At 61.6% G+C, this 20,068-nt stretch carries 17 protein-coding genes; 11 read left to right on the forward strand and 6 right to left on the reverse strand.

Annotation, left to right across the window (positions count from 1 at the left end; translation table 11 throughout):
- Positions 1-211 precede the first annotated feature (211 nt).
- Positions 212-2,656 carry a penicillin-binding protein 1A gene (locus M5B44_RS06430; RefSeq protein ID WP_412546963.1) on the forward strand — a complete coding sequence of 815 codons (2,445 nt, stop codon included), beginning with the start codon at positions 212-214 and terminating at the stop codon, positions 2,654-2,656.
- 162 nt (positions 2,657-2,818) lie between these two features.
- Here the strand turns inward: M5B44_RS06430 and M5B44_RS06435 are convergent, their stop codons facing one another.
- From M5B44_RS06435 to rpmE, 3 genes are all read right to left on the reverse strand, one after another.
- Positions 2,819-4,087 carry a malic enzyme-like NAD(P)-binding protein gene (locus M5B44_RS06435; RefSeq protein ID WP_085711053.1) on the reverse strand — a complete coding sequence of 423 codons (1,269 nt, stop codon included), beginning with the start codon at positions 4,085-4,087 and terminating at the stop codon, positions 2,819-2,821.
- A 184-nt stretch (positions 4,088-4,271) separates the two neighbouring features.
- Entirely contained in the window at positions 4,272-5,054 is a 783-nt protein-coding gene (locus M5B44_RS06440) for a thermonuclease family protein (RefSeq protein WP_248738598.1), read from the reverse strand.
- Between the two features lie 41 nt (positions 5,055-5,095).
- Complete coding sequence (rpmE, locus tag M5B44_RS06445; protein WP_007952398.1) at positions 5,096-5,314, reverse strand: 50S ribosomal protein L31; 219 nt, start codon at positions 5,312-5,314, stop codon at positions 5,096-5,098.
- 169 nt (positions 5,315-5,483) lie between these two features.
- Between rpmE and M5B44_RS06450 the strand changes: the two genes are divergently transcribed.
- The 10 genes from M5B44_RS06450 to M5B44_RS06495 all read left to right on the forward strand — a co-directional run bounded on the left by M5B44_RS06450 (position 5,484) and on the right by M5B44_RS06495 (position 18,176).
- On the forward strand, positions 5,484-7,703 hold the full coding sequence (locus tag M5B44_RS06450) for a primosomal protein N' (RefSeq protein ID WP_248738599.1): 2,220 nt from the start codon (positions 5,484-5,486) through the stop codon (positions 7,701-7,703).
- A 142-nt stretch (positions 7,704-7,845) separates the two neighbouring features.
- Complete coding sequence (gene argS, locus M5B44_RS06455) at positions 7,846-9,582, forward strand: arginine--tRNA ligase (protein ID WP_134825209.1); 1,737 nt, start codon at positions 7,846-7,848, stop codon at positions 9,580-9,582.
- A 1-nt stretch (position 9,583) separates the two neighbouring features.
- Complete coding sequence (locus M5B44_RS06460) at positions 9,584-10,300, forward strand: SPOR domain-containing protein (RefSeq protein WP_085711050.1); 717 nt, start codon at positions 9,584-9,586, stop codon at positions 10,298-10,300.
- Positions 10,301-10,455: 155 nt separating this feature from the next.
- Positions 10,456-10,992: an ATP-dependent protease subunit HslV gene (hslV, locus tag M5B44_RS06465; protein ID WP_003220875.1), complete on the forward strand. Its 537-nt coding sequence runs from the start codon at positions 10,456-10,458 to the stop codon at positions 10,990-10,992.
- Between the two features lie 48 nt (positions 10,993-11,040).
- Complete coding sequence (hslU, locus tag M5B44_RS06470) at positions 11,041-12,378, forward strand: ATP-dependent protease ATPase subunit HslU (RefSeq protein ID WP_085711049.1); 1,338 nt, start codon at positions 11,041-11,043, stop codon at positions 12,376-12,378.
- A 76-nt stretch (positions 12,379-12,454) separates the two neighbouring features.
- On the forward strand, positions 12,455-12,832 hold the full coding sequence (locus M5B44_RS06475; protein ID WP_085711048.1) for a gamma-butyrobetaine hydroxylase-like domain-containing protein: 378 nt from the start codon (positions 12,455-12,457) through the stop codon (positions 12,830-12,832).
- A 257-nt stretch (positions 12,833-13,089) separates the two neighbouring features.
- On the forward strand, positions 13,090-14,769 hold the full coding sequence (gene phaC, locus M5B44_RS06480) for a class II poly(R)-hydroxyalkanoic acid synthase (RefSeq protein ID WP_085711047.1): 1,680 nt from the start codon (positions 13,090-13,092) through the stop codon (positions 14,767-14,769).
- A 68-nt stretch (positions 14,770-14,837) separates the two neighbouring features.
- Entirely contained in the window at positions 14,838-15,692 is an 855-nt protein-coding gene (phaZ, locus tag M5B44_RS06485) for a poly(3-hydroxyalkanoate) depolymerase (RefSeq protein ID WP_065259455.1), read from the forward strand.
- 150 nt (positions 15,693-15,842) lie between these two features.
- Complete coding sequence (gene phaC, locus M5B44_RS06490) at positions 15,843-17,525, forward strand: class II poly(R)-hydroxyalkanoic acid synthase (RefSeq protein ID WP_248738600.1); 1,683 nt, start codon at positions 15,843-15,845, stop codon at positions 17,523-17,525.
- A gap of 30 nt (positions 17,526-17,555) precedes the next feature.
- Positions 17,556-18,176 carry a TetR/AcrR family transcriptional regulator gene (locus M5B44_RS06495; RefSeq protein WP_248738601.1) on the forward strand — a complete coding sequence of 207 codons (621 nt, stop codon included), beginning with the start codon at positions 17,556-17,558 and terminating at the stop codon, positions 18,174-18,176.
- Positions 18,177-18,234: 58 nt separating this feature from the next.
- On the opposite strand, the gene M5B44_RS06500 is transcribed toward M5B44_RS06495, so the two are convergent.
- The 3 genes from M5B44_RS06500 to M5B44_RS06510 form a co-directional block, all read right to left on the reverse strand.
- Positions 18,235-19,074 carry a phasin family protein gene (locus tag M5B44_RS06500; RefSeq protein ID WP_248738602.1) on the reverse strand — a complete coding sequence of 280 codons (840 nt, stop codon included), beginning with the start codon at positions 19,072-19,074 and terminating at the stop codon, positions 18,235-18,237.
- A gap of 10 nt (positions 19,075-19,084) precedes the next feature.
- Positions 19,085-19,507 (reverse strand): phasin family protein, encoded by a 423-nt coding sequence (locus M5B44_RS06505; protein WP_248738603.1) that lies wholly within the window; start codon positions 19,505-19,507, stop codon positions 19,085-19,087.
- Positions 19,508-19,667: 160 nt separating this feature from the next.
- Positions 19,668-19,943, reverse strand: a complete 276-nt coding sequence (locus tag M5B44_RS06510; RefSeq protein ID WP_085711042.1) for a polyhydroxyalkanoic acid system family protein — start codon at positions 19,941-19,943, stop codon at positions 19,668-19,670.
- Between the last annotated feature and the right edge of the window lie 125 nt (positions 19,944-20,068).

Genomic DNA, 20,068 nt, shown 5'->3' on the forward strand with positions numbered 1-20,068 from the left:
CCCTATGACTTTCCGTGAGTTACGGACTCTGTAATGCGCATTGCGTTCCCTCGCCCCGTCTTGACAGAAGCGCAAATGACGCCCCCAGCGGAAAAGTGCTTATAATGCCCAGCGATTTTTTCCGCTTTTTACTGCCGGCGCGGGCCGTTCTGTGTGTTCCCGGAACCCTGTCGCCCAATTCATTCTTTGCCCTGGATGTCCAAAAGCCTTGATTCGTCTGCTGAAATTCTTCGGTTGGTCCATCGTCGCCGTTTTCTGCGGACTGCTTTTAGTTCTCAGCGGCGCGTTTCTTTACCTTAGTCCGGGTTTGCCATCTGTGGAGGCGCTGAGAAGCATTCAGTTGCAGATTCCGCTCCGGGTCTACAGCAGCGACAACAAGTTGATCGCAGAATTTGGCGAAATGCGCCGTACTCCGATCCGTTTCGCCGACATTCCCCCCAATTTCATCAATGCGTTACTAAGTGCTGAAGACGACAACTTCGCCAATCACTATGGCGTCGATCCGAGCAGCCTGATGCGTGCCGCGACCCAACTGGTCAAGAGCGGGCACATCCAGTCCGGCGGCAGCACCATCACCATGCAGGTGGCGAAGAACTTCTTCCTGACCAGCGAACGCAGCTTCTCGCGCAAGACCACGGAAATCCTTCTGGCCCTGCAGATCGAACGCCAGCTGACCAAGGACGAGATCCTCGAGCTGTACGTGAACAAGATTTATCTGGGCAACCGCGCCTACGGCATCGAGGCGGCGGCGCAGGTGTATTACGGCAAATCGATCCGCGAGGTCAGCCTGGCGCAGATGGCGATGATCGCCGGCCTGCCGAAGGCCCCGTCGCGCTTCAACCCGCTGGCCAACCCTGCGCGCAGCAAGGAGCGTCGCGACTGGATCCTCGGGCGCATGTACAAGCTCGGCAAGATCACCGAAGCCGACTACACCGCCGCCATCAACGAGCCGCTGAACGCCAGCTACCACGTGCCGACCCCGGAAGTGAACGCGCCGTACATCGCCGAGATGGCCCGCGCCGAAATGGTCGGCCGCTATGGCAGCGACGCCTATACCGAAGGTTTCCGCGTCACCACCACGGTGCCGAGCAACCTGCAGGAAATGGCCAACACCGCACTGCACGAAGGCCTGATGACCTACGACCAGCGTCACGGCTACCGTGGTCCTGAGTCGCGCCTGCCGGGCAAGACCCGCGAAGCCTGGGCCGTCGAGCTGACCAAGCAACGCACCATCAGCAGCCTCGAACCGGCCATCGTCACCCAGGTCGACAAGAACGGCCTGCAAGTGCTGACCCGTACCGGTGAAGAGCATGTGGCGTGGGACACCATGAAATGGGCCCGTCCGTTCCTCAATACCAACAGCATGGGCGCCGCGCCGCGTCAGCCATCGGATGTCGCGCAGGTCGGCGACCTGGTGCGCGTACAGCGCCAGCCGAACAATTCGCTGAAGTTCAGCCAGATTCCGCAGGCCCAGGGCGCGCTGGTGTCGCTGGATCCGCAGAACGGTGCAATCCGCTCGCTGGTCGGCGGTTTCGCCTTCGAGCAGAGCAACTACAACCGTGCCATGCAGGCCAAGCGTCAGCCGGGCTCGAGCTTCAAGCCATTCGTCTACAGTGCCGCGCTGGATAACGGCTACACCGCCGCCACGCTGGTCAACGACGCGCCGATCGTGTTCGTCGACGAGTATCTGGACAAGGTCTGGCGTCCGAAGAACGACACCAACACCTTCCTCGGCCCGATCCGCCTGCGCGAAGCGCTGTACAAGTCGCGCAACCTGGTTTCGATCCGCCTGCTGCAGGCGATGGGCGTAGGCAAGACCATCGACTACATCACCCGCTTCGGCTTCAACAAGCAGGACCTGCCGCCAAACCTGTCCCTGGCGCTGGGCACTGCGACCCTGACCCCGATGGAAATCGCTACTGGCTGGAGCACCTTCGCCAACGGCGGTTACAAGATCACCCCGTACATCATCGACAAGATCGAAAGCCGCAATGGCGACACGCTGTTCGTCGCCAACCCACCGACCGTGCCACAAGGCGCCTCGGCCACCGACGGCATCGCGGCACCGACGACCCAACCGATCACCGTCGACGCAGCACCGATTCCGGGTGAAGCACCGGGCGCTGCAGCGGTGCCACAAGCTCCGGCAGTCGCCGAGCGCATCGTCGATGGCCGCACCACCTACATCCTCAACAGCATGTTGCAGGACGTGATCAAGCTCGGCACCGGTCGTCGCGCACTGGCCATGGGCCGCAGCGACATCGCGGGCAAAACCGGTACCACCAACGAATCCAAGGATGCCTGGTTCTCCGGTTACAACGCCGATTACGTGACCACGGTCTGGACCGGCTTCGACCAACCGGAAAGCCTCGGTCGCCGGGAGTTCGGCGGCACCGTGGCGCTACCGATCTGGATGAACTACATGAGCGCCGCGCTCAAGGACAAGCCGCCGCATGTACAGGCCGAACCGGAAGGCATCCTCAGCCTGCGGGTAGACCCGGTCAGCGGCCGCGCGGCTTCGCCGAGCACACCAGGCGCCTACTTCGAACTGTTCAAGGCCGAAGACACGCCGCCGTCGGTCAACGAGATCGGCAATGGCACGGCACCGGGCAGCCCGCTGCCGGCGGATGAACAGGCGCCGATCGATCTGTTCTGATCCTGACCTGCCAAAAAGCCCTGCCTTCGTGAGAAGGGCGGGGCTTTTTATTGCCTTCAGGATTGTGGTGGATGAACCGGCCAGACTCGATACAAAACCCTCAGACACAAAAAAGCCCCGACTCTCACGAGCCGGGGCTTTCGCTTGAAGCGCTACAACGACTTAGCCGTTGAACACGTCATCCACGCTTTTCAGCGGGTAGTTCTTCGGATACGGCAGGGTCGCTACGCCGGTCTCGATCGCAGCCTTGGCCACGGCGTCGGAGATCACGGTGATCAGGCGCTTGTCCATTGGCTTCGGAATGATGTACTCACGACCGAATTCCAGGGAGATACCGCCGTAGGCGTCGCAGACTTCCTGAGGAACCGGCAGCTTGGCCAGTTCGCGCAGGGCGTTGGCGGCAGCGATCTTCATTTCTTCGTTGATGCGCTTGGCGCGAACGTCCAGGGCACCGCGGAAGATGAACGGGAAGCCCAGCACGTTGTTGACCTGGTTCGGGTAGTCCGAACGGCCGGTGGCCATGATCACGTCGTTGCGGGTGGCGTGAGCCAGTTCCGGGGAGATTTCCGGATCCGGGTTGGAGCAGGCGAAGACGATCGGGTTGGCCGCCATGCGCTTGAGTTGCTCGGCGCTCAGCAGGTTCGGGCCCGACAGGCCGACGAATACGTCAGCGCCTTCGATGGCGTCGTCCAGGGTGCGCTTTTCGGTCGCGTGGGCGAACACGGCCTTGTACTGGTTCAGGTCGTCTCGGCCTGCGTGGATCACGCCGGTACGGTCGATCATGAAGATGTTCTCGACCTTGGCGCCCATGCTCACCAGCAGTTTCATGCAGGAGATGGCGGCAGCGCCGGCGCCCAGGCAGACGATCTTGGCTTCGCCGAGGGTTTTGCCAGCGATTTCCAGGGCGTTGATCATGCCCGCAGCGGTCACGATCGCGGTGCCGTGCTGGTCATCGTGGAATACCGGAATGTCGCACTGCTCGATCAGAGCGCGCTCGATCTCAAAGCACTCAGGTGCCTTGATGTCTTCCAGGTTGATGCCACCGAAGGTGATGGAAATGCGTTTTACGGTGTCGATGAAGGCTTGCGGGCTTTCGGAGTCGACTTCGATGTCGAAGACGTCGATGCCGGCGAAGCGCTTGAACAGCACGCCTTTACCTTCCATCACTGGCTTGGAAGCCAGTGGGCCGAGGTTACCCAGGCCCAGAATCGCGGTGCCATCGGAAATGACTGCAACCAGGTTGCCCTTGCCGGTGTACTTGTAGGCCAGTTCAGGATCGCGGGCGATCTCGCGCACTGGTTCAGCTACGCCGGGGCTGTAGGCCAGCGACAGGTCGCGGGCGGTAGCAGTGGCCTTGGTGAGCTCGACACTCAGCTTTCCTGGACGAGGATTGGCGTGATATTCGAGAGCGGCAGTTTTCAGATCAGACATTTTGGCATTCCGCTTTTTACTGTTGGACAGACTGGTCAGCGAGGATACGCGCCTCGCAAAGTCCCCACAAGACTGCCCGGTCACCCCTGTCAAGCGCCCTGCCCTACGACTTTGGGCCAAGAGCCACGGCGCACAAGGGCTAGACTGTTCACAATCGACATAAAAAATGTCTACAACTTTTTCTTCAGCGGGACGATTGCAACATCGAAGGGTCGGTCAGCGGCAACAGCCAGCGAGCCTGACCGGGTTTCAATCCGCCCCGTCGTGAGCGGTCGACCACCCAGCCCCGAGCCTCGATCTGCCTGCCCTTCAGCGCTTGCAGGGCGTTGCCATCAAAACGCTCCAGCAGATTGGGTGCAACACGCAGTACAAGCTTGTCCTGCAACTCGATCCAGATTCCGCCACGATTGCGCTGAACCTTGCTCACACGCCCGCTGACGATGGCGAAACCCGAGCGTTCGATCTGCTCCGCTTTCAGTACAGGCGAGCGCTTCCACAAGCCAAGCCCGGCCTGCCGCGCGCTGCGTTCGGCGGCTTGCTGACAATCGACAAGATCGACATTCGGTGCCACCGCGACCTGGAATCCAAGGCCATCGGCGAGCATTTGCGCTTCGAGACTGGCGCCGCTGACGCTGTAGAGATGGGCGAGCGTACGCCCGTAATGGTCTTTTTCTTGCGCACCGAGGCGCAAACCGACCCGACCGCCACTGTCAGCCACCAAGGTTTCCAGGCGTTTGCGTGCCGCCACGGCAAACGGCTCGTCGCTGCGCCCCTGCTTGCCCAGCTCAGGCGTGTTGAGGCCGATCAGGCGTACGCTGCGGCCGTCACTCAGGCGGACCGTGTCGCCATCGACGACCCGCTGCACCACCACGCTCGACAGCCCCGAGGGCTTCGGGCAGAACGCCTGGGCGCCGGACAGCCAAATCGCGGACACAAAAAAGGCGCCCACAAGGGACGCCTTTTTCATCAGACCGGAAAAGCCGCTGAGGTTTTCCAGAATGAGGGGCCTTAGGCCTTTTTCGCGCCGAAAGCACCGAAACGGTCGGCGAACTTCTGAACGCGACCACCGGTGTCCAGAGTCTTCTGCTTACCGGTGTAGAACGGGTGGCACTCGTTGCAAACGTCGATCGCCAGGGCTTTGCCGAAGGTCGAACGGGTTTCGAACTTGTTGCCGCAGCTGCAAGTTACTGCAACTTCTGGGTAATTCGGGTGGATATCGGCTTTCATGGTGTTTTCCTCAGCTGGCGTGCCGCCATCCAACACGATTGTTGAATACCGCACGTAATTAGGCCGCGGATTCTACCAGACAATCCCGATCACGCAAGCTGTCACTGAGACCGACCGTCTGCTAGGCTCCGGCCCTTCTTTACCCACCCGCCCATTGAGATCCCCCCGCGTGCCCGACGCCATTCTGCGCCTCGCCCTGCCTTCGCCCCTGCGCCGCCTGTTCGACTACCGGGCCCCGGCCGGTGTGCTGCGCTCGCAGTTGCAGCCGGGCATGCGCCTGCGGGTGCCGTTCGGGCGGCGGGAGATGATCGGGATTCTGGTGGAGGTCACTGACACCAGCGAAGTACCGGTGGAGAAGCTCAAACCGGCGCTGGCCCTGCTCGACGCCACCGCGCCGCTGCCACCCGCGCTGTTCAAGCTGTGCCTGTGGACCGCCCAGTATTATCAGCACAGCCTTGGCGACACCTTGAGCTGGGCACTGCCGGTGCTGCTGCGCCAAGGCGAACTGGCCGAAGCCCGCCAGGAACGCTTCTGGTCCGCCGCCCCCGGCGCCAGCCTTGATGACCCGCGCATCGCCCGCGCCCCGCGCCAGCGAGAAGCCCTGGCGACGCTGGCCCAGCACCCTCACGGCGTCGCCCATCAGTTACTGAGCAAACTGATGCTGAGCAAGGACAGCCTCGATCTGCTGCTGGCCAAGGATCTGGTGCAGGTCGAAGTGCGCCGCCACGCCCCTGGCGTTCGTCACGAACACTGGCTGGCCCAGCCGGAATTACCACTCAACAGCGAGCAACGCGCCGCGTACGAGGCGATTCGCGCCGGGTTCGACAGTTATCACGCGTTCCTGCTGGCCGGGGTCACCGGCAGCGGCAAGACCGAAGTCTATTTGCAGTTGATCCGCGAAACCCTCGAAGCCGGCAAACAGGCGCTGGTGCTGATCCCGGAGATCAACCTCGGCCCGCAGACCCTGGCCCGCTTCGAGCAACGTTTCAATGCACGCATCGCCCTGCTGCACTCGGCGGTCAATGACCGCGATCGCCTCGATGCCTGGCTAGCTGCCCGGGATGGCGAAGCCGACATTATTATCGGTACCCGCTCGGCGCTGTTCACCCCGATGAAAAATCCGGGGCTGATCATCATCGACGAAGAACACGACGGCTCCTATAAACAGCAGGAAGGCCTGCGCTACCACGCGCGGGATCTGGCGCTGGTGCGGGCGCGACAGGAAAACATCCCGATCGTCCTCGGTTCCGCGACGCCATCGCTGGAAAGCCTGCACAACGCCTACACCGGTCGGTACGGACTCCTGCGCCTGAACGAACGGGCCGGCGGCGCCAAGCAGCCACGCTTCCTGCGCCTGGATGTGAAAAGCCGTCCGCTGGACAGCGGTATTTCCGGGCCGATGCAGCAAGCCATCGGCCAGACCCTCGCCGCCGGCCAGCAGGTGCTGGTGTTCCTCAACCGCCGAGGGTTTGCTCCAACCCTGCTGTGCCACGATTGCGGCTGGATGTCCGAATGCCAGCGCTGCGATGCGCGGATGACCGTGCACCAGCGCTACGGCGAGCTGCGCTGCCACCACTGCGGTTACGTCGAGCGCGTGCCGCGCCAGTGCCCGAAGTGCAACAAGGTCGATCTGCGGCCGGTGGGCGCCGGCACCGAGCGCGCCGAGGAACGGCTGGCGATTCTGTTCCCGGACTATCCGGTACTGCGCGTTGATCGCGACAGCACGTCGCGCAAGGATGCGATGAATCAGTTGTTCGCCACGATCCAGAAAGGCCAGCCGTGCATCCTGGTCGGCACCCAGATGTTGGCCAAGGGTCACCACTTCCCCCGCGTCACCCTGGTGTCGATCCTCGACGCCGACGGCGGATTGTTTTCCGGTGACTTCCGCGCCGGCGAGCGCATGGCGCAACTGATCGTACAGGTCGCCGGGCGCGCCGGGCGGGCGGAGGAGCCGGGCAAGGTGATCATCCAGACCCATCTGGCCGACCATCCTTTATTGGTTCAACTGACCGAGCAGGGTTATTTCGCCTTCGCCGAACAAGCCCTGAGCGAACGCCGCGCCGCCGGCCTGCCGCCGTTCGCCCACCTCGCCCTGCTGCGGGCCGAAGCGCACAAGCCGGGGCAGGCCGAAGGTTTTCTCGATGAGGCCTGCAGCGAGGCCGAGCGTTTGCTGGCCGAACAGAATCTGACCGGCATTGAACTGCTGGGACCGGTGCCGGCACCGATGGAACGCCGGGCCGGACGCTTCCGCGCGCAACTGCTCTTGCAGGCCACGGCCCGGGCGCCGCTGCACCGCTTGCTGGCGAGCTGGCTGCTGGTGCTGGAGCAGATGCCGAGCGGCCGGGCGGTGCGCTGGTCGCTGGATGTCGATCCGGTGGATCTGTACTGACCGGGCAAAACCGCTCGAATTGTCACCACACATCCACATCCTGCCTGCTAAGGTTGGCAAGCCCGTCTTCGCAACGGATAATGCCCAGTTTTTCCACCCGCGCATCGATGCGCCGCCGCGCTTGCGGTCGAAAGAGAAGACCATGAAAGACACCATTCGCCAGCTGATCCAACAAGCCCTCACCCAACTCGTCAACGAAGGTGTGTTGCCTGAAGGCCTGACGCCGGCGATCCAGGTGGAAAACGCCCGGGACAAGACCCACGGCGATTTCGCCAGCAACATCGCCATGATGCTGGCCAAGCCTGCGGGCATGAAGCCCCGTGACCTGGCGGAAAAAATCATCGCCGCCCTGCCGGCTGACGAAAACGTCACCAAGGCCGAAATCGCCGGCCCCGGCTTTATCAACTTCTTCCAGAACACTCAAGCGCTGGCCTCGCGCCTCGACGCCGCCCTGGCTGACGCTCACGTTGGCGTGCGCAAGGCCGGCCCGGCGCAACGCACCGTGGTCGACCTGTCGGCGCCGAACCTGGCCAAAGAGATGCACGTCGGCCACTTGCGCTCGACCATCATCGGCGACGGCGTGGCCCGTGTGCTCGAATTCCTCGGCGATACCGTGATCCGTCAGAACCACGTCGGCGACTGGGGCACCCAGTTCGGCATGCTGATGGCGTATCTGCAGGAAAACCCGATCACCAGCGACGAACTGTCGGACCTGGAAAACTTCTACCGCGCCGCCAAGCAGCGCTTCGACGAGTCCCCGGAGTTCGCCGACCGCGCCCGTGGCCTGGTGGTCAAGCTGCAGGCCGGCGATGCCGAATGCCTGGCGCTGTGGACCAAGTTCAAGGACATCTCGCTGTCGCACTGCCAGAAGATCTACGAACTGCTCAACGTCAAACTGACCATGGCCGACGTGATGGGCGAAAGCGCCTACAACGACGACCTGATCAACGTGGTCAACGACCTGAAGGCCGCCGGTATGCTGGTCGAAAGCAACGGCGCCCAGTGCGTGTTCCTCGACGAGTTCAAGAATGCCGAAGGCGAACCGCTGCCGGTGATCATCGTCAAGGCTGACGGCGGTTACCTGTACGCCACCACCGACCTGGCCGCCGTGCGCTACCGCAGCGGCAAACTGAAGGCCGACCGTGCGCTGTACTTCGTCGACCAGCGTCAGGCCCTGCACTTCCAGCAAGTGTTCGCCGTGGCGCGCAAGGCCGGTTTCGTGACCCATCCGATGGAAATGGAACACATGGGCTTCGGTACCATGAACGGCGCCGACGGCCGTCCGTTCAAGACCCGTGATGGCGGCACCGTGAAGCTGATCGATCTGCTGACCGAAGCTCAGGAACGTGCCTACACCCTGGTGAAAGACAAGAATCCGGAGCTGGCCGAAGACGAGCTGCGCAACATCGCTAAAGTCGTGGGCATCGGCGCGGTGAAATACGCCGACCTGTCGAAGCACCGCACCAGCGACTACAGCTTCAACTTCGACCTGATGCTCAACTTCGAAGGCAACACCGCGCCGTACCTGCTGTACGCCTACACTCGCGTCGCCGGCGTATTCCGCAAACTGGGCAAGGATTTCAGCGAAGTCGACGGCCAGATCGTCCTCGAAGCGGCGCACGAACAGGAACTGGCGGCCAAACTGGCGCAGTTCGGTGAAGTGCTGAACAACGTCGCGGAAAAGGGCACGCCGCACACTCTGTGCACCTACCTGTACGACGTGGCAGGCCTGTTCTCCAGCTTCTACGAGAACTGCCCGATCCTCGCCGCCGAGACCCCGGCACAAATGCAAAGCCGTCTGCGCCTTGCCGCGCTGACCGGCCGTACCCTCAAGCAAGGCCTGGAACTGCTCGGCCTGGAAACCCTGGAGCGTATGTAAGTTGGCTGCCAAGAAAAAACCTGCACCCAAGCGTGGCGCCAGCCGTTACCAAGCTCCTGCGAAGCAACCGATCCCGGGCTGGCTGTGGATGGCCATCGGCCTGACGGTCGGTGCGTTCATCGTGTTCCTGATGAAACTGGAGCCGGGCAAGGGCAGCGACACGGTCAAGCGCGAGAAGGTCGAGCAACAGCAACAACAGAAAGCCACCAAGATCGCCGAGGCCAACAAGACCCCGCCGAGCCCGACGCAACCGGTGAAGCCGAAATACGACTTCTACACCCTGCTCCCGGAATCGGAAGTGATCGTGCCGCCTGACGCCGTGCCGGAGAAAACCCTGCCGACGCCACAGGTGCCGGCGATCCCGACCACGCCGGTGACCCCGGCTGAAGCGGCGAAGATCGACACCGCACGCGCCCAGGCTGCGCTGGCCGGGATCACCCCGCCGCCAGCGCCACCGGTGACCAAGGCTGCACCGGTGACCAAGTTCTTCCTGCAGGCCGGCTCGTTCCGCAAGCAGACAGATGCCGACAAGGTCCGCGCGCAGATCATTCTGCTCGGCCAGGCGGTCGCGGTTGAGTCCGGAACCGTGAAGGATGAAACCTGGTATCGCGTACTGGTCGGCCCGTTCAGCAACCGCGAACAACTGACCACCGCCCAGAAACAACTGGCGGGCGCCGGTTTCAGCAACCTGTTGTTACAACAACGCCAGAGCCGCTGATTCCCCCTGAATGATCCTTCCCCCGCTCTGCGTGGGGAGGATCAGCGCGACAACACCGCTCGTCCCCTCTCCCTCCCCGCAGTTGAAATCCTCTCCACCACCCCCATATGAATGGGCATAAGGCATTTTCGCCCCGCAGTGTGGAGACTCTTCCCTTGACCACCATCGTTTCAGTCCGCCGCCACGGCAAAGTCGTCATGGGCGGCGACGGCCAGGTTTCTCTCGGCAACACCGTGATGAAAGGCAACGCGAAGAAAGTTCGCCGCCTGTACCACGGCCAGGTCATCGCCGGTTTCGCCGGTGCCACCGCCGACGCCTTTACCCTGTTCGAACGTTTCGAAGGCCAGCTCGAGAAACATCAGGGCCACCTGATCCGTGCCGCCGTCGAACTCGCCAAAGAATGGCGCACCGACCGCTCCCTGAGCCGCCTCGAAGCGATGCTCGCGGTCGCCAACAAGGACGCCTCCCTGATCATCACCGGCAACGGTGACGTGGTCGAACCGGAAAACGGCCTGATCGCCATGGGTTCCGGTGGCGGTTACGCCCAGGCCGCTGCCAGCGCGCTGCTGAAGAAGACCGACCTGTCGGCCCGCGAAATCGTCGAGACCGCTCTCGGCATCGCCGCCGACATCTGTGTATTCACCAACCACACCCAGACCATTGAGGAGCAGGATCTCGCTGAAGAAGCCTGAGTCGGCCCTGCGCCACGGCTTGTTTCTGCTTGAGGACCGTCAATTATTATGTCCATGACTCCCCGCGAAATCGTCCACGAACTCAACCGCCATATCATCGGCCAGGACGATGCCAAGCGCGCCGTCGCGATTGCTCTGCGCAACCGCTGGCGCCGCATGCAGCTGCCTGAAGAGCTGCGTGTTGAAGTGACCCCGAAGAACATCCTGATGATCGGCCCGACCGGTGTCGGTAAAACCGAGATCGCTCGTCGTCTGGCCAAGCTGGCCAACGCGCCGTTCATCAAGGTCGAAGCGACCAAATTCACCGAAGTCGGCTATGTCGGCCGTGACGTCGAATCGATCATCCGTGATCTGGCCGATGCCGCGATCAAGATGCTGCGCGAGCAGGAAATGACCCGCGTGCGCCACCGCGCCGAAGACGCTGCCGAGGATCGTATCCTTGACGCCCTGCTGCCGCCGGCACGCATGGGCTTCGGCAACGAAGACGCGCCGACCCAGGATTCCAACACTCGCCAGCTGTTCCGCAAGCGCCTGCGCGAAGGTCAACTGGACGACAAGGAAATCGAGATCGAAGTCGCCGAAATGGCCGGCATCGAGATCGCCACGCCTCCGGGCATGGAAGAAATGACCAACCAGCTGCAGTCCCTGTTCGCCAACATGGGCAAGGGCAAGAAGAAGGCCCGCAAGCTCAAGGTCAAGGAAGCGCTGAAGCTGGTGCGCGATGAAGAAGCCGGTCGCCTGGTCAACGAAGAAGAGTTGAAGGCCAAGGCCCTGGAAGCGGTCGAGCAGCACGGCATCGTGTTCATCGACGAAATCGACAAGGTCGCCAAGCGCGGCAATGTCGGCGGCGCCGATGTATCCCGCGAAGGCGTTCAGCGTGACCTGCTGCCGCTGATCGAAGGCTGCACCGTCAACACCAAGCTGGGCATGGTCAAGACCGACCACATCCTGTTCATCGCCTCCGGTGCGTTCCACCTGAGCAAGCCGAGCGATCTGGTGCCGGAGCTGCAAGGCCGTCTGCCGATCCGCGTCGAACTCAAGGCCCTGAGCCCGGAAGACTTCGAGCGCATCCTCAGCGAACCGCACGCCTCGCTCACCGAGCAATACTGCGCGCTGCTGAAAACCGAAGGCCTGAACATCCAGTTCCAGCCTGAAGGCATCAAGCGTCTGGCGGAGATCGCCTGGCAGGTCAACGAGAAGACCGAGAACATCGGTGCCCGTCGCCTGCACACGCTGCTCGAGCGTCTGCTGGAAGAGGTGTCGTTCAGTGCCGGCGACCTGGCCAGCGCCCACGACGACAAGGCGATCCTGATCGATGCCGAGTACGTCAACAGCCACCTGGGTGAATTGGCGCAGAACGAAGATCTGTCCCGTTATATTCTGTAAGCCATACTTAAAGTGGTCGTGAAACTGTGGGAGCCATCGGCTCCCACAATTTTTTTCACCTGACGGAACGCCGGCGATGACCCAACTCCCCACCGACATCAAACTGCACAAAGCCTCGAAAACCCTGTCGCTCAAATACGCGTCCGGCGAGGAATACACCCTGCCCGCCGAATTCCTGCGCGTGCACTCCCCCTCCGCCGAGGTCCAGGGCCACGGCAAACCGATCCTGCAATTCGGCAAGCTGCACGTCGGCCTGACCAAGGTAGAACCAGCCGGTCAGTACGCACTGAAACTGACCTTCGACGACGGTCATGACAGCGGCCTGTTTACCTGGGATTACCTCTACGAACTGGGGCGACGTTATGACGCACTCTGGGCGGATTATCTGGCCGAGCTCAAAGCCGCTGGCAAAACCCGCGACCCGGACGAGTCCGTCGTCAAGCTGATGCTCTAGTCCGCGCCTCGGACTGTTTAGAGGGCATTTTCTAAATTCATCTGTTTGAATGCTCCGCTAAAGCGGCCCGGGATCGGCTGCTTGCGAAAAAAATTAAACTCGGGTAACCAATGGAGCTGGCAAGTTCCCTGCAGTGCTCTACGACTGTAAAGCAGCTATGCAGAATCAACGGTCACCCGAGCAGTAGTACCTGGCATTGGCTGTGGAACTGCACAGCAGAAACCGGGTACTCGTCTCAGGACAATGGAGCGTCGTAGATGAGTAACAAGAATAACGATGATTTGAAGTACCAAGCCTCGGAAAACACCCTGGGGCTGAATCCTGTCGTTGGGCTTCGCGGAAAGGATCTGCTGGCCTCTGCTCGAATGGTGCTGACCCAGGCCATCAAACAACCGATCCATAGCGTCAAACACGTCACTCATTTCGGCATCGAACTGAAGAACGTGCTGTTCGGCAAATCAGAACTGCAACCGGCAGGCGATGACCGTCGCTTTGTCGACCCGGCGTGGAGTCAGAACCCGCTGTACAAACGTTACCTGCAAACCTATCTGGCGTGGCGCAAGGAACTCCATGCCTGGATCGACGACAGCAGCCTCTCGCCCAAGGACATCGCGCGCGGCCACTTCGTGATCAACCTGATGACCGAAGCCATGGCGCCGACCAACACCGCGGCCAACCCGGCGGCGGTCAAACGCTTCTTCGAAACCGGCGGCAAGAGCCTGCTCGACGGCCTCTCGCACCTGGCCAAGGATCTGGTGCACAACGGCGGCATGCCGAGCCAGGTCAACATGGGCGCCTTCGAGGTCGGCAAGACCCTGGGCGTGAGTGAAGGCGCGGTGGTGTTTCGCAACGACGTGCTGGAGCTGATCCAGTACAAGCCGATCACCGAGCAAGTCCACGAGCGCCCGCTGCTGGTAGTGCCACCGCAGATCAACAAGTTCTACGTATTCGACCTGAGCCCGGACAAGAGCCTGGCGCGCTTCTGCCTGCGCAACAATGTGCAGACCTTCATCGTCAGCTGGCGCAACCCGACCAAGGAACAGCGCGAGTGGGGCCTCTCGACCTACATCGAAGCCCTGAAGGAAGCGGTCGACGTGGTCACCGCGATCACTGGCAGCAAGGACGTCAACATGCTGGGCGCCTGCTCCGGCGGCATCACCTGCACCGCCCTGCTCGGCCACTACGCCGCCACCGGCGAAAACAAGGTCAATGCCCTGACCCTGCTGGTCAGCGTGCTCGACACCACGCTGGACAGTGACGTCGCCCTGTTCGTCGACGAGCAGACCCTGGAGATGGCCAAGCGTCATTCGTATCAGGCCGGCGTGCTCGAAGGCAAAGACATGGCCAAGGTCTTCGCCTGGATGCGCCCCAACGATCTGATCTGGAACTACTGGGTCAACAACTACCTGCTCGGCAACGAGCCGCCGGTGTTCGACATCCTGTTCTGGAACAACGACACCACCCGGTTGCCGGCGGCGTTCCACGGCGACCTGATCGAGATGTTCAAAAACAACCCACTGACCCGTCCCGATGCACTGGAAGTGTGCGGCACGCCGATCGACCTCAAGAAGGTCACGGCCGACATCTTCTCGCTGGCCGGCACCAACGACCACATTACCCCGTGGAAGTCCTGCTACAAGTCGGCGCAGCTGTTTGGCGGCAAGGTGGAATTCGTGCTGTCCAGCAGCGGGCATATCCAGAGCATTCTGAACCCGCCGGGCAACCCGAAATCGCGCTACATGACCAGCGACGAGATGACCGCCAATGCCGATGACTGGCAGGAAAACTCGACCAAGCACGCCGACTCCTGGTGGCTGCATTGGCAGGCCTGGCAGGCAGCGCGTTCGGGCGAACTGAAAAAGGCCCCGACGAAGCTGGGCAACAAGGCGTTCCCGGCAGGCGAAGCCTCGCCGGGCACATACGTACACGAGCGGTAACCGATACACCTCACTCCCTGCGGGGAGTGAGGTGAACACTGAGATTGCGACCCACAGGGCCCTGAAGCATGCCGCAACCGTTCATCTTCCGTACCGTCGAGCTGGATGGCCAGACCCTCCGGACCGCCGTACGCCCCGGCAAGCCTCACTTGACGCCCTTGCTGATTTTCAACGGCATCGGCGCCAACCTGGAGCTGGTGTTTCCTTTTGTCGCGGCGCTGGATCCGGACCTGGAAGTGATCGCCTTCGACGTGCCCGGTGTCGGTGGTTCTTCGACGCCGAGCCGGCCGTATCGCTTTCCGGGCCTGGCCAAACTCACGGCACGGATGCTCGATTACCTCGACTACGGCCAGGTCAATGTGATCGGCGTTTCCTGGGGTGGCGCGCTGGCGCAGCAATTCGCCCATGACTATCCCGAGCGCTGCAAGAAGCTGGTACTGGCGGCCACGGCGGCAGGCGCGGTGATGGTGCCGGGCAAGCCGAAGGTGCTGTGGATGATGGCCAGCCCGCGCCGCTACATCCAGCCGTCCCATGTGATCCGCATCGCCCCGATGATCTACGGCGGCTCGTTCCGTCGCGACCCGACGCTCGCCGCCAGCCATGCGGCCAAGGTGCGTTCGGCGGGCAAGCTCGGCTACTACTGGCAACTGTTCGCGGGCCTTGGTTGGACCAGCATTCACTGGCTGCACAAGATCCATCAGCCGACCCTGGTGCTGGCCGGCGACGACGATCCACTGATCCCGCTGATCAACATGCGCCTGCTCGCCTGGCGCATCCCCAACGCGCAATTGCACATCATCGATGACGGGCATCTGTTCCTCATCACCCGGGCCGAAGCCGTGGCGCCGATCATCATGAAATTTCTCCAGGAGGAACGTCTTCGCGCAGTGATGCACCCCCACCCGACACCGCTGGGCGGATAACCGGCCCGGTCCGGTTTTCTGGACAGCTCCTTGCAGAGCTTTTTCAACGTGCGTGGCAGGACGCCGCGCAGGCAACAAGCCGCAACAGCGTCTATGGTGTTCTGGTTCGGTGTGTTTGTTTTTGACCTGAAGACGAAGGAGTGTTGAGTCATGCGCGACAAACCAGCGACGGGCGTAGTGCCCAGTCCCGCCGTTTTCATCAATGCACAAAGTGCAATGACCGGCCTGCGAGGCCGCGATCTGATTTCGACGTTGCGCAGCGTAGCCGCCCATGGTCTGCGCAACCCCATTCACAGCGCGAAGCACGCGTTGAAACTCGGTGGCGCGCTCGGACGCGTGCTGCTCGGTGAAACCCTGCATCCGACCAACCCCAATGACAGCCGGTTCGCCGATCCGGCCTGGAGTCTCAACCCGTTTTACCGCCGGGGCCTGCAGGCCTATCTGAGCTGGCAGAAACAGGTGAAGAGCTGGATCGACGAAAGCAGCATGAGCGACGACGATCGCGCCCGTGCGCACTTCGCTTTTTCCCTGATCAACGACGCCGTGGCGCCCTCCAACACGCTGCTCAATCCGCTGGCGATCAAGGAGCTGTTCAACTCCGGCGGCCACAGTCTGGTACGCGGTTTGAGTCATCTGTTCGATGACCTGCTGCACAACGACGGCCTGCCGCGTCAGGTGACCAAACAGGCTTTCGAAGTCGGCAAGACGGTCGCCACCACCACCGGCTCGGTGGTGTTTCGCAACGAACTGCTCGAGCTGATCCAGTACAAGCCGATGAGCGAAAAGCAGTATTCGAAACCGCTGCTGGTGGTGCCGCCGCAAATCAACAAGTACTACATTTTCGACCTGAGCCCGAGCAACAGCTTCGTCCAGTACGCCCTGAAGAACAGCCTGCAGACCTTCATGATCAGCTGGCGCAACCCGGACGTGCGTCATCGCGAGTGGGGCCTGTCGACCTACGTCGAGGCCGTGGAAGAAGCGATGAACATCTGCCGGGCGATCACCGGTGCCCGCGAGGTCAACCTGATGGGTGCCTGCGCCGGCGGGCTGACCATCGCTGCGCTGCAGGGGCACTTGCAGGCCAAGCGGCAGCTGCGGCGGGTCTCCAGCGCGACCTATCTGGTGAGCCTGCTCGACAGTCAGATCGACTCCCCGGCGACGCTGTTCGCCGATGAGCAGACCCTCGAAGCGGCCAAGCGTCGCTCCTATCAGAAAGGCGTGCTGGACGGTCGCGACATGGCCAGGGTGTTCGCCTGGATGCGGCCCAACGATCTGATCTGGAGCTACTTCGTCAACAACTACCTGCTGGGCAAGGAGCCGCCGGCGTTCGACATCCTCTACTGGAACAACGACAGCACCCGTCTGCCCGCCGCGTTTCATGGCGACCTGCTGGACTTCTTCAAGCACAACCCGCTGATTCATTCGGGCGGCCTGGAAGTCTGCGGCACACCGATCGACCTGCAGAAAGTCACGGTCGACAGTTTCAGCGTGGCCGGCATGAACGACCACATCACGCCGTGGGATGCGGTGTATCGCTCGACCCTGCTGCTGGGCGGCGAACGACGCTTCGTGCTGTCCAACAGCGGCCACGTCCAGAGCATTCTCAACCCGCCGAGCAACCCCAAGGCCAACTACGTCGAAAACGGCAAGATGAGCAGCGACCCTCGCGCCTGGTACTACGACGCGAAAAAAGTCGACGGCAGTTGGTGGCCGCAGTGGCTGGAATGGGTCCAGCAGCGCTCCGGCACCCTGCGCGAAACCCAGATGGCCCTTGGCAACGCGAACTATCCACCGATGGAGGCGGCGCCCGGCACTTACGTGCGTGTGCGCTGACCGGCCCCAACCGCCTTTTAAGAAGACTGGATGAAAACAAGCGAACGGATCCTCGAATGTGCCCTGCAGTTGTTCAACGAAAAGGGCGAGCCGAACGTCTCGACCATGGAGGTTGCCAATGAAATGGGGATCAGTCCCGGCAACCTCTACTACCATTTCCACGGCAAGGAGCCGCTGATCCTCGGGCTGTTCGAGCGCTTTCAGAGCGAGCTGGCGCCTCTGCTCGACCCGCCCGCCGATGTCGAACTGGCACCTGAGGATTATTGGCTGTTCCTGCATTTGATCGTCGAGCGGCTGGCGCAGTACCGGTTCCTGTTCCAGGACCTGTCGAACCTGGCCGGACGTCTGCCGAAACTGGCCAAGGGCATCCGCAATTTTCTCAACGTCCTGAAACGCACGCTGGCGTCACTGCTGGCGCGGTTGAAGGCCTCGGGGCAACTGGTCAGCGATACCCAGGCGCTGGGGCAACTGGTGGAGCAGATCACCATGACGCTGCTGTTCTCGCTGGACTATCAGCGGATTCTTGATCGCGAGGGGGAAGTGAGGCTGGTGGTTTACCAGATCATGATGCTGGTGGCGACGCACCTGTTGCCGCCGGTGAAGGTGGCGACGGAGCGGATGGCGCTGCAATACCTCGAAGATCACGAGTGACCGCCCAAACAAAAACGCCCGACCTTCACAGGCCGGGCGTTTTCTTGAGCCCTGAAAATCAGGACTGGCTGGTCGGCGTCGACGGAGTCGATGCAACAGTCGAAACAGGTGCCGGGGTTGGAGCCGAGGCGGAGTTCGACGTGCTGGCCAGTGCTTGCGGTGTGGTCACCGGTTTTGGTGCGGCAGCTTTCGGCGCGGCCGGTTTTTTCACTGCAGGTTTTTTCGCTGCAGCCGGTTTGGCGGCAGGCTTGGCAGCGGGTTTGGCGGCAGCGGTTTTCGCTGCTGGCTTGGCCGCTGGTTTTGCAGCAGGTTTGGCGGCGGCCTTGGCGGCGACCGGTTTGGCTGCGGCTTTTACTGCAGGCTTGGCCGCAGCGGTTTTGGCTGCTGGTTTTGCTGCCGGTTTGGCGGCGGCTTTAGCCAGTGGCTTGGCAGCGGTTTTGGCCGCAGGCTTGGCTGCTGCGGTTTTGGCCGCGACAGGTTGGGTTTTCAGGCCGGTGAGTTTCTCGATCTGCTTGGTCAGGGTATCGACCTTCTTGTGCAGATCCTTCACCTCATTGCGGCTCGGTACGCCCAGGCGCGAAATCGCACTGTTCAGGCGCTTGTCGAAAGCCCCTTCCAGCTGATCCCAGGTGCCCAGCGCGCGATCTTTCACGCCGCTGATGCGCGATTTGGCCGAGCTCGCGGTGTCCTTGGCAGCATCGACTTTCTTGCCGACCGCAGCCTTGGTGAGCTTCTCGGCTTTCTCGCCGTCTTTGACCAATGTATCGAAGAGCTTGCTGCCGTCAGTGTCGATCTTCGAGTACACGCCTAAACCAGCCAGCCAGATCTTGCGGGAATAGTCTTCGACTTTTCCGATCCACGAGCTGCCTTCTTTATCGGTGTTCTTTTTACCAGCCATCCCGTTCTCCTTAAGATTTACGCGCGACGCGTTCGAGCAATGCCGTCAGCTCATCGAGCTTAGCAGAGAGTGCCTCAACGTCATGTTTAGACGGAATGCCGATACGATTCAAGGCACTGGCGACACGCGTGTCGAACGCCTTCTCGACCTTGTCGAGCTGAACTTCGACGCGGCCTTTGAAAGAGCTGACTTCACTCTTGGCTTCGTCGATCTCGGCGTTGGCCGCTTCGAGTTTTTCGGTGACGGCTTTTTTGCCTTTCTTTTCAACAGTTTGACCAGCCTTGATCAACTCCTGAAAGTACTCGCTGCCCTCCTGACCGACCTTGGTGTAGGCACCCAGGCCTGCCAGCCAGATCTTGCGGGCATAGGATTTGACGTCGCTCAGGGCAGAAGTCGAGGCGTCGATTTTTTTCTTCAAAATAGCTTTGGCCATGGTGCACCTCACGCGCAGAAGGTTTGAGGAACTGCCCTGACGAGTGTCGGGCTCAGGCACAAAGTAGGGAGAAAAATTAGAAACGGCACCCTAACAACTGACATAAAAGGCAGGTGCACGAAAAAAGAAAGGGGAGCCCGAAGCTCCCCGTTTGTCCTGATCAGACCAGCGCTTTATCCAGCGCCTTTTCGATCTCGGCTTTGATCATGCCGCTCATGGCCGACATCATCAGGCCCAGCTCGACATCGACCCGGATCGAATCCTCGGCCACATGCACCGCGCCCTTCACGCCCGAACGCTTGAGGTTCAGGGTGTCACCCGCCCACTGCGGCTCGAGGCCATATTGATCGGAGAGTTTCTGCGCCAGTTTGTCGGCTTTCTCGCGGGCAACTTCCTTGCCCAGGCTGTGGGCACGCTCAACACTGATATGGGCCATGGAATGACTCCTGCTTTTTGAATGGGGCTATGAATGCCTGCAACGAATCTTGACCGCCACTGCGGCAAATCGTCCCGAAGGTTGCCCATCTTACCTTTAGCCATTCCAAGACAAAGCATGGCTTG

Source organism: Pseudomonas sp. MWU12-2029 (assembly GCF_023242425.1).
GTDB classification, from domain to species: Bacteria; Pseudomonadota; Gammaproteobacteria; order Pseudomonadales; family Pseudomonadaceae; genus Aquipseudomonas; species Aquipseudomonas kribbensis.

Coding starts and splice junctions, on each gene's coding strand:
- M5B44_RS06435 (WP_085711053.1), bottom strand. CDS start 4,087: ATGTCTGATCTGAAAACTGCCGCTCTCGAATATCACGCCAATCCTCGT.
- M5B44_RS06440 (WP_248738598.1), bottom strand. CDS start 5,054: ATGAAAAAGGCGTCCCTTGTGGGCGCCTTTTTTGTGTCCGCGATTTGG.
- rpmE (WP_007952398.1), bottom strand. CDS start 5,314: ATGAAAGCCGATATCCACCCGAATTACCCAGAAGTTGCAGTAACTTGC.
- argS (WP_134825209.1), top strand. CDS start 7,846: ATGAAAGACACCATTCGCCAGCTGATCCAACAAGCCCTCACCCAACTC.
- hslU (WP_085711049.1), top strand. CDS start 11,041: ATGTCCATGACTCCCCGCGAAATCGTCCACGAACTCAACCGCCATATC.
- M5B44_RS06475 (WP_085711048.1), top strand. CDS start 12,455: ATGACCCAACTCCCCACCGACATCAAACTGCACAAAGCCTCGAAAACC.
- phaC (WP_085711047.1), top strand. CDS start 13,090: ATGAGTAACAAGAATAACGATGATTTGAAGTACCAAGCCTCGGAAAAC.
- phaZ (WP_065259455.1), top strand. CDS start 14,838: ATGCCGCAACCGTTCATCTTCCGTACCGTCGAGCTGGATGGCCAGACC.
- phaC (WP_248738600.1), top strand. CDS start 15,843: ATGCGCGACAAACCAGCGACGGGCGTAGTGCCCAGTCCCGCCGTTTTC.
- M5B44_RS06495 (WP_248738601.1), top strand. CDS start 17,556: ATGAAAACAAGCGAACGGATCCTCGAATGTGCCCTGCAGTTGTTCAAC.
- M5B44_RS06500 (WP_248738602.1), bottom strand. CDS start 19,074: ATGGCTGGTAAAAAGAACACCGATAAAGAAGGCAGCTCGTGGATCGGA.
- M5B44_RS06505 (WP_248738603.1), bottom strand. CDS start 19,507: ATGGCCAAAGCTATTTTGAAGAAAAAAATCGACGCCTCGACTTCTGCC.
- M5B44_RS06510 (WP_085711042.1), bottom strand. CDS start 19,943: ATGGCCCATATCAGTGTTGAGCGTGCCCACAGCCTGGGCAAGGAAGTT.